Here is a 3095-nt window from a genome sequence, read left to right on the forward strand (position 1 = left end):
GCTCTACGCTTCCGCGCATGGCTAAGGCTAAGACCGCGAAGGCGAGCTACCGGTGCGCCGAATGCGGGTGGCAGACGTCCAAATGGGTCGGGCGCTGCGGGGAGTGCCAGACGTGGGGGACGGTCGCCGAGGCCGCGTCCGCCACTCCGGCGCGGGTCGTGGCGGCCGGCCCGGTCAGCGCGCCGGCCCGCCCGATCGGGCAGGTGGACGTGCGGTCGGCCCAGTCCAAGCCCACCGGCCTGGACGAACTCGACCGGGTGCTCGGCGGCGGCATCGTGCCCGGCGCCGTCCTGCTGCTGGCCGGCGAGCCGGGCATCGGCAAGTCGACGCTGCTGCTGGAGGTCGCCGCGCTCGCCTCGACGCAGTCTCAGGACGCGCCGGGTGAGCCGAAGAACGTCCTGTACGTGACGGGCGAGGAGTCGGCCGAGCAGGTGCGGCTGCGCGCCGACCGGGTGGGGGCCATCACCGACGGCCTGTACCTGGCGGCGGAGTCGGAACTGTCCGCCATCCTCGGGCACATCGACGCGGTGGAGCCGAAGCTGCTCGTCGTCGACTCCATCCAGACGATCGGCACGGCCGAGGCGGACGGCGCGCCCGGCGGCGTCACCCAGGTCCGGGAGGTCGCCGCCAACCTCATCCGGGTGGCGAAGGAGCGCGGCATCACCGTCGTCCTCGTCGGCCACGTCACCAAGGAGGGCGCCATCGCCGGGCCGCGTCTCCTGGAGCACCTCGTCGACGTCGTCCTGTACTTCGAGGGCGACCGGCACTCGCGGCTGCGCATGATCCGCGCCGTGAAGAACCGCTACGGACCGACCGACGAGCTGGGCTGCTTCGACCTGTCCGAGGTCGGCATCGTCGGGCTGCCCGACCCGAGCGGGCTGTTCCTCACCCGGCGGGACGAAGCCGTCCCCGGCACCTGCGTGACCGTCACGCTGGAGGGACGCCGCCCCCTCGTCGCCGAGGTGCAGTCGCTCGTCGCGAAGTCGCACCTGCCGGCGCCGCGGCGCGCCACGTCCGGGCTGGACACCTCGCGGGTCGCGATGGTCCTCGCCGTCCTCGCGCAGCGGTGCAAGATCTCCATGCACGAGCAGGACGTCTACGTCTCGACCGTGGGCGGCGTGCGGCTCACCGAGACGTCCGTCGACCTCGCCCTCGCGCTGGCCGTCGCGGGCGCGTCGGTCGAGCAGGCCCTGTCCACCAGCCTGATCGCGCTCGGGGAGGTGGGCCTCGCCGGGGAGGTCCGCGTCGTCCCCGGCGTGCAGCGGCGGCTCGCCGAGGCGGCCCGGCTCGGGTTCAAGCACGCCGTCGTCCCGCGCGGCTCCCTCGAACTCGCCGACGGATCGCCGCTGAAACGCGCCGACCCGCAGCTCACCAGCTACGAGGGCATGAAGGTGATGGAGGTCGACAGCCTGAAGCAGGCGCTGCAGGTGTCCTTTACGGCGCCCTAACCTGGGTCACGCCAGAGTATTACGCCAAGCGACACATGCTTGCGACCTGGGGAGGAACCGGTGCGCGCCCCTCCTCGGTAAACTGACGCCGTCCAGCGACCTCCGGGGGTCAGGTGCCATCACACGACAAGGGTCATGACGAACGACGCCGCGCCACGTTGGCCGCGGTGGCCCCGGGCACCCAGATCCGCGACGGACTGGAGCGGATCCTCCGGGGCCACACCGGCGGGCTGATCGTGCTCGGCTACGACAAGACGGTCGAGGCGCTGTGCTCGGGCGGCTTCGAACTCGACGTCGAGTTCTCCGCCACCCGGCTGCGCGAACTCGCCAAGATGGACGGTGCGATCGTCCTCGACGGCAGCCACAACCGGATCGTCCGCGCCGCCGTCCACCTCGTGCCGGACTCGACCATCCCCACCGAGGAGTCGGGCACCCGGCACCGCACCGCGGAACGCGTCGCCCGGCAGACCGTCCACCCGGTCATCTCGGTCAGCCAGTCGATGCACATCATCGCGCTGTACCTCGACGGCATCCGCTACGTCCTCGAAGACTCCGCGGCGATCCTCTCCAAGGCCAACCAGGCGCTCGCGACCCTTGAGCGCTACAAGCTGCGGCTGGACGAGGTGTCCGGCACGCTCTCGGCGCTGGAGATCGAGGACCTCGTCACCGTCCGGGACGTCAGCGCCGTGGTGCAGCGCCTCGAAATGGTCCGCCGCATCGCCGACGAGATCGAGGGCTACGTCGTCGAGCTCGGCACGGACGGCCGGCTGCTGTCCCTCCAGCTCGACGAACTCGTCTCCGGCGTCGACGTCGACCGGGAGCTGATCGTCCGCGACTACCCGTCCGACGAGACCCGCACCCGCGGCGTCGCCGCCATCCTCTCCGACCTGGACACGCTGTCGGCCAACGAGCTGCTCGACCTGTCCACCGTCGCCGAGGTGATGGGCTTCGCCGGCCCGGACGCCCTCGACCTGCCCGTCAGCCCCAAGGGCTTCCGGCTCCTCGCCAAGGTCCCCCGCCTGCCGAGCATGGTCATCGAACGCCTCGTCGAGCACTTCGGCGGCCTGCAGAAACTGCTGGCGGCGAGCATAGACGATCTCCAGGCCGTCGGCGGAGTCGGCGAATCCCGCGCCCGCAGCGTCCGCGAGGGCCTCTCCCGCCTGGCCGAATCCTCAATTCTCGAACGTTATGTGTAAATTGGCATTGCCCTTGGCGGTCAGGCGCTAGAGCGCTGTGTTTTATTGCATTGCCCTCGGCGGTCAGGCGCTAGAGCGCCTTCCCTTCAACGGGCACTGCGTGCGATCGCTGCATCGCTCCGACTCGCCCTGGGGGCTCGCTGCGCGATCAGGTTTCTCGCAAGCTCGAAACCTGCCTTCGGACGCGATCGCGACGGTTTTGGTTGGTGCGGGGTTGCGGCGGTGGTTGGTGTTTGTGCGCATGTGGCGCGACTGCTTGTTTGCCGTTGTCTTGACGTCTCGCGATGCGCGGTCCTGGACCGGTTAGCGGAGTTCGTGCAGGTGAATGAGGTTCGCGAGGGTGTTTTCGCGCAAGTGGGCGCAGCTTCATGGTGCCGTTGTTCGACGTCTCGCGGGTGCGCCGGCTTCTGGAGCGGGTTGCGGGGTTCTATGCGGGCGAAAGGGGGTCGGG

Annotated in this window: 2 protein-coding genes; both read left to right on the forward strand. The window is 70.2% G+C overall.

Translation table 11 applies throughout. The features are described from left to right. Positions 1-17: 17 nt before the first annotated feature. Positions 18-1448 carry a DNA repair protein RadA gene (gene radA / locus E1200_RS32300; protein WP_131956316.1) on the forward strand — a complete coding sequence of 477 codons (1431 nt, stop codon included), beginning with the start codon at positions 18-20 and terminating at the stop codon, positions 1446-1448. Positions 1449-1561: 113 nt separating this feature from the next. Continuing rightward, the gene (gene disA / locus E1200_RS32305; protein WP_131956318.1) at positions 1562-2644 is read left to right on the forward strand and encodes a DNA integrity scanning diadenylate cyclase DisA; all 1083 of its coding nucleotides are present in this window, start codon (positions 1562-1564) and stop codon (positions 2642-2644) included. Positions 2645-3095: the final 451 nt, after the last annotated feature.

The sequence above is a fragment of the Actinomadura sp. GC306 genome (assembly GCF_004348665.1).
GTDB lineage: Bacteria > Actinomycetota > Actinomycetes > Streptosporangiales > Streptosporangiaceae > Spirillospora.